Source organism: Gallibacterium faecale (assembly GCF_027920745.1).
GTDB lineage: Bacteria > Pseudomonadota > Gammaproteobacteria > Enterobacterales > Pasteurellaceae > Gallibacterium > Gallibacterium faecale.
In genome coordinates this window covers 1-6,204 of the sequence record NZ_JAQIBB010000128.1, presented here as the reverse complement: position 1 = coordinate 6,204, position 6,204 = coordinate 1, and the positions used below count along the sequence as shown (strand labels likewise).

The 6,204-nt window shown below is 35.4% G+C and carries 7 protein-coding genes; 2 read left to right on the top strand and 5 right to left on the bottom strand.

The window, feature by feature from the left end; translation table 11 throughout:
* Position 1: 1 nt before the first annotated feature.
* Entirely contained in the window at positions 2-232 is a 231-nt protein-coding gene (locus tag PF272_RS12715; RefSeq protein ID WP_271143041.1) for a hypothetical protein, read from the bottom strand.
* 183 nt (positions 233-415) lie between these two features.
* On the opposite strand from PF272_RS12715, the gene PF272_RS12710 reads away from it, so the two are divergent.
* Positions 416-760 carry a helix-turn-helix domain-containing protein gene (locus PF272_RS12710; RefSeq protein ID WP_271143040.1) on the top strand — a complete coding sequence of 115 codons (345 nt, stop codon included), beginning with the start codon at positions 416-418 and terminating at the stop codon, positions 758-760.
* Between the two features lie 44 nt (positions 761-804).
* Here the strand turns inward: PF272_RS12710 and ftsH are convergent, their stop codons facing one another.
* Positions 805-2,715: an ATP-dependent zinc metalloprotease FtsH gene (ftsH, locus tag PF272_RS12705; RefSeq protein WP_065236439.1), complete on the bottom strand. Its 1,911-nt coding sequence runs from the start codon at positions 2,713-2,715 to the stop codon at positions 805-807.
* A gap of 66 nt (positions 2,716-2,781) precedes the next feature.
* The gene (gene rlmE / locus PF272_RS12700) at positions 2,782-3,411 is read right to left on the bottom strand and encodes a 23S rRNA (uridine(2552)-2'-O)-methyltransferase RlmE (protein WP_065234859.1); all 630 of its coding nucleotides are present in this window, start codon (positions 3,409-3,411) and stop codon (positions 2,782-2,784) included.
* A 238-nt stretch (positions 3,412-3,649) separates the two neighbouring features.
* Between rlmE and yhbY the strand changes: the two genes are divergently transcribed.
* Positions 3,650-3,952, top strand: coding sequence for a ribosome assembly RNA-binding protein YhbY (gene yhbY, locus PF272_RS12695; protein ID WP_082987549.1), 303 nt, complete (start codon positions 3,650-3,652; stop codon positions 3,950-3,952).
* A gap of 75 nt (positions 3,953-4,027) precedes the next feature.
* Here yhbY and metK read toward each other — a convergent pair whose 3' ends face one another.
* Positions 4,028-5,176 (bottom strand): methionine adenosyltransferase, encoded by a 1,149-nt coding sequence (gene metK, locus PF272_RS12690; protein ID WP_065239145.1) that lies wholly within the window; start codon positions 5,174-5,176, stop codon positions 4,028-4,030.
* 233 nt (positions 5,177-5,409) lie between these two features.
* Positions 5,410-5,883 (bottom strand): helix-turn-helix domain-containing protein, encoded by a 474-nt coding sequence (locus tag PF272_RS12685; protein WP_271143039.1) that lies wholly within the window; start codon positions 5,881-5,883, stop codon positions 5,410-5,412.
* Positions 5,884-6,204 lie beyond the last annotated feature (321 nt).

The window sequence follows — 6,204 nt, the reverse complement described above, 5'->3', positions numbered from 1 at the left end:
GCTACGCCGTTTGTGCCTTATATCCCCGACCTAAAGGACGGGGCTTTACGGCACTGTCTGGTAATACGGTCAGCATTAATACTGCTGTAATTAATTTACTATCAATAACCCCTTTACTTGCTTGTAGCAGTAATCCACACATTAAAGCATATAAAATAAAACCAAAAAATAAATGCCTTAAATAATAGCTTTTATTCAATCCACCAAACGTTTTACTAATAAATGACATCATTATCCTCCATCTCTTTTTTATGCTGATAAATCAAGTTTAGTTTGATGATTACCCCCTGTCAAAAAGAGATCTTATCAATCAAAAGAAACTTTCTTTCATATTAGACATAAAACTCTCATAGTCAAGAATTTTATCCTCTTCTTTTTCATAAAGTAATGTTTGATAGTTATTTTCGGAGGTTATATGGTTTCGAAAAATAATTCAGATATTGCAAAATCTATTGGAAAAGCCATTGCTAAATATCGAAAAGCAGCAAATTTATCACAATCTCAATTAGCTGAAATTATCGGGGTAAGTAATGATGCTATCTCTAGAATGGAACGAGGGACAATCGTACTAAATGTCATCAGGCTATTTGAGTTTGCTGAGATTTTTGGTTGCAACGTAGCTGATTTACTCGTTAAAAATAGTGAACGATTAGAAGATCAAGAATATAGATTAGCTAAAAAGCTTGCTCAATTAAACAAAGAAGACAGGGATAAACTGCTCGATATTATCGAAAATATTTTACAATGGAAACAACAATAAAAATGGGGCTACCAAGCCCCATTTCTATTTTATACTTTCACTAACTATGCTTCTTGAGAATCATCATCTTTAGATTCTGAAGTTTCTTTTACTTCTTCATCTGTTTTATCTTTTTTCTCTGAATTTTGGTTAGGTTTAGTTTTTTCAACCCATCCTGCTGGTGGGGTCACTTCTTGACGTTCCATTAATTGTTTAATTTGAGGTTCATCAATCGTTTCATATTTCACTAATGCATCTTTCATTGCATGTAAAATATCCATATTATCAATTAATAGCTGTCTTGCTCGTTGATAATTACGAGATACAATATCACGCACTTCTTCATCAATTGTATGCGCAGTTTCATCAGACATATGTTTCGCTTTTGCCATTGAACGGCCTAAAAAAACTTCGCCTTCATTTTCTGCATATAAAATTGGCCCTAATTTACTTGAGAATCCCCACTCAGTTACCATCTTACGAGCAATATTTGTTGCCACTTGAATATCATTAGATGCACCAGTTGAAACATTCTCGTCACCATAAATCAGCTCTTCTGCAATACGACCCGCATATAAAGTAGAAAGTTTACTTTCTAATTGTTTTTGACTAATACTAATTTGATCTCCTTCAGGTAAGAAGAAAGTCACCCCTAAAGCACGACCACGTGGAATGATCGTAACTTTATGTACAGGATCATGTTCTGGCACTAAATAGCCAACAATTGCATGACCCGCTTCATGATAAGCAGTTGATTCCTTTTGTTTATCCGTCATCATCATCGTACGACGTTCTGGCCCCATATTGATCTTATCTTTTGCTTTCTCAAATTCGATCATAGTAACCAAACGTTTATTTGTACGTGCTGCGAATAATGCGGCTTCATTCACTAAGTTAGCAAGATCCGCACCTGAATATCCTGGTGTACCACGAGCAATCGTCATTGGATCTACATCGTTACCCATTGGGATTTTACGCATATGCACTTTTAAAATTTGTTCTCGACCACGTACATCTGGCAAACCTACAACGACTTGGCGGTCGAAACGACCTGGTCGAGTTAATGCTGGATCTAATACATCAGGACGGTTAGTTGCAGCAATAACAATTACTCCTTCATTTCCTTCAAAACCATCCATTTCAACTAACATTTGGTTTAAGGTTTGCTCACGCTCATCATGCCCGCCTCCTAAACCAGCACCACGTTGGCGACCAACAGCATCAATTTCATCAATGAAGATTAAGCATGGCGCTGCTTTTTTCGCTTGTTCAAACATATCACGCACGCGAGAAGCACCAACTCCAACAAACATTTCTACGAAATCAGAACCTGAAATAGTAAAGAAAGGAACTTTAGCTTCACCAGCGATTGCTTTTGCTAATAAAGTTTTCCCTGTTCCTGGAGGCCCTACCATTAAGATACCTTTTGGAATTTTCCCACCTAATTTTTGGAATTTACTTGGATCTCTCAAGAAATCAACAATCTCTCCAACTTCTTCTTTTGCTTCATCACATCCTGCCACATCAGCAAAAGTTGTTTTAATTTGTTCTTGAGTCATCATTCTGGCACGGCTTTTACCAAATTTGAGGGCGCCACCGCCACCACCGCCTTGCATCTGACGCATAAAGAAGATCCAAACCCCAATCAACAGTAACATTGGGAACCACGAAATTAAAATTTGTGCAAATAATCCACGTTTTTCAGGCGGTGTACCAGACACTTTAACGTCTTTCTTTAATAAATCGTCCAGTACCTTGTCATCATATAGCGGCATTACTGTTTGATATTTATCGCCATTTTTCTTTGTTACAGTAATTTCATTACCATCAAAAACTGTTTCAGATATTTGATTATTACCAATATCAGTAATAAAAGTAGAATAGTCCATCGAATCTCGTGAACTACTAGAAAAACCTTGGAAAACTGTCATCAGAACAACAGCTACAACACTCCAAAGCATGATATTTTTAAGCATATTATTATTTTTCAAGGTAAATCCTCGTCCTTTTGGTTTGGTTAAAAAACTAGTTAGCAGTAGTGGTTAAAGCTTATAACCTGTCGCAACAATATATACTTCCCGAGAACGATCTCTAGACGCCTCTGGTTTTCGAACTTTCACATTGGTAAATAATGAGCGAATTTCTCGTAGATATTCATCAAATCCTTCTCCTTGAAACACTTTCACCACAAAACTTCCACGTGTAGCAAGCACTTGCTTACACATATCCAAAGCTAATTCAACAAGGTACATTGCACGAGGGATATCTACCGAAGGCATACCACTAAAATTAGGCGCCATATCAGACATCACAACATCAACTTTACTCTCGCCAATTTTTTCAAGGAGCGTATTCAACACGTTTTCCTCACGGAAATCACCTTGCAAAAAATCAACACCAACAATTGGATCCATATCCAAAATATCACACGCAATGACTCGTCCTTTCTGCCCAATTTGAGTAACAACATATTGTGACCAACCACCAGGTGCTGCTCCCAAATCAACCACTGTCATATTTGGTTTAAATAACTTATCTGTTTTTTGGATTTCATCTAATTTGAAATAAGCTCTTGAACGTAATTTTTGTTTGTGAGCTTGCTGAACAAATTTATCTTTGAAATGTTCGTTGAGCCAACGAGTAGAGCTAGCAGAACGTTTTTTCTTACCCATAACTACTAAAATTAAAATTTTTACTTTGATATCAAAAAATACCGATACTATATGATGATTGTTACCTAAATTTCAAGGTAAAGTGATGTAAATTCAACGAATACAATAATAGGTAATACAATTATATCTGATTCTCGTCTAATAAGATGTCAATCCAGTAATTTTACGGGATTTTCTTTCTATTTTTTCGATAAATGTTTAAAATAATACGTTTTTAGATATTACTTAAAGGATCCTTATGTCATTGACTCTTTCAACTAAACAAAAACAATACTTAAAAGGATTAGCACATCACTTAAACCCAGTAGTACTTTTAGGTGGAAATGGCTTAACTGAAGGTGTTATTGCTGAAATTGATAATGCCTTAAATCACCATGAACTCATTAAAGTAAAAATTTCCGGTGTTGAACGCGATGATAAAGAACTCGTCACTGCAGCTATTGTTCGTGAAACAGGGGCTTGCGCAGTACAACGCATTGGCCATATTTTGGTGCTTTACCGTCCAAGTGATGAACCCACAATCATCCTACCGAAAAAATAATTTTATATATCCAAAAAAGAAAGCTTCTTAAACCTACAGGAATAAGAAGCTTTTTACTTTAAATAAACTTATTACTTATTTTAAATAACTACGTAATAAATCGACTTTATCCGTGCGTTCCCAAGGGAATTGTTCACGTCCAAAGTGACCATATGCAGCAGTCTGGCGATAAATTGGCTGAATAAGATCTAACATTTTGATTAAACCATACGGACGTAAATCAAAATGCTCACGTACCGCATTAACCAATACTTCATTATCAACTTTACCTGTACCAAAAGTTTCAATCATAATAGAAGTCGGCTCTGCAACACCAATCGCATAGGATAATTGAATTTCACAACGATCAGCTAAACCTGCTGCAACGATATTTTTTGCAACATAACGAGCTGCATATGCCGCAGAACGATCCACTTTTGATGGATCTTTACCCGAAAATGCTCCACCGCCATGACGAGCTGCACCACCATAAGTATCAACAATAATTTTACGCCCTGTTAAACCACAATCCCCCATCGGGCCACCAATTACAAAGCGACCAGTTGGATTGATAAAGTATTTAGTATTTGCTGACAGCCATTGCTCAGGTAATACTGGTTTAATAATTTCTTCCATAATGCCTTCGCGTAAATCTTTATCGCTAACACTATCTGCATGCTGACTTGAAAGGACAACTGTATCAATACCTTGGATCTTTCCATTTTCATAGATAAAAGTAATTTGGCTTTTTGCATCAGGGCGTAGCCAAGGCAAAACACCACTACGACGGACTTCAGCTTGCTTTTCCATTAAACGGTGAGCATAAGTAATTGGTGCCGGCATTAATACTTCTGTTTCATTCGTTGCATACCCAAACATGATACCTTGGTCACCAGCACCTTGATCTAAAGGATTCTCTCTATCAACGCCTTGATTAATATCCGAAGATTGTTTACCAATACCATTTAATACTGCACAGGAATGTCCATCAAATCCCATTTCTGACGAGGTATAGCCAATATCACAAATTACTTGGCGAGCGAGGTGTTCAATATCAACCCATGCAGATGTAGTAATTTCACCACCAATTAAAGCCATCCCGGTTTTAACATAAGTTTCACAAGCAACACGCGCTTTTGGATCTTGTTCTAAAATAGCATCTAATACTGCATCTGAAATCTGATCTGCAATTTTATCTGGATGTCCTTCAGAAACAGATTCTGAAGTAAATAAATATTTTGACATAAAAATTCCTTATTAAAATTTAAGTAGTAAATTTCAATTTATCTTTATCTTAAATAAGTAGAAAACATTAAAGAGAGGTTATTAAATAGATGTTTTTACTTCTAGACGGCTATAATACTGTTTATTTTACATTTGACAAGTATTTTTTAGCTAATTATTGGTTATCTAATGATTTCATATTCTTATAAAAAATTAGATGATCGCTAAAGCGATCATCCTAATTAAGAAAATGTTTATAATTTTTTATTTAACTGTTGTTCAACTTTTTCCCTCTCCCACTCATCATCAAACCACATAGGAACTACCCATATACGAAAAGCTTTAATCAATATACCTATTCCCCATCCAACAATAACCCAAATTACCCACCAATAATCTGGTGTTACTATTAAATTAATTAGAAATAGCAAAAGATTTATAACAACATAAATACTCAATTGAATATAAAAATCTCTTATTCGGCGTACTTTCTTTAATGCTGTTTTTATTTCAGGTGTAATCATAGAGTGTACCTCATCTTCCACTGGTGGTTGTTGTAGAGTCGTAATACTGACCTGAAATACTGTGGCTAAAGCTGCCCAAGTTTCCAAACCAACACGATCTCCCTTTTCCACTCGATAGATTGTACGTGTAGATAACCCTGTTAGTTCCGCTAATGTCTCTTGAGTCCAGCCATTTTTTTCTCGCAAAATCTTGACAGAATTCATACATAGAAACCTCTTATTAATAAAATTCATATCACATCATAAATAAAACGTTAAAAATAAGCGAACAGCATAAATTAAATTTAACGCACTATGGATATTCTCACTTTATAAAAGGTTTAACCATGACAATTATCAGACAAAAAACTGACATTAATGTTAGTAAGGACAACTAGATAACTTAACTGATAAGGAGTGAAGTAATAATGCAAAATAAGATAATGACAAATTGCACGTGAAACATATGTTTTTTTCTACTATTCGATAAAGACCTAGCTTCACATATCATTCAGGTGGCATGGTGAGCACCGATAATAAATTTTG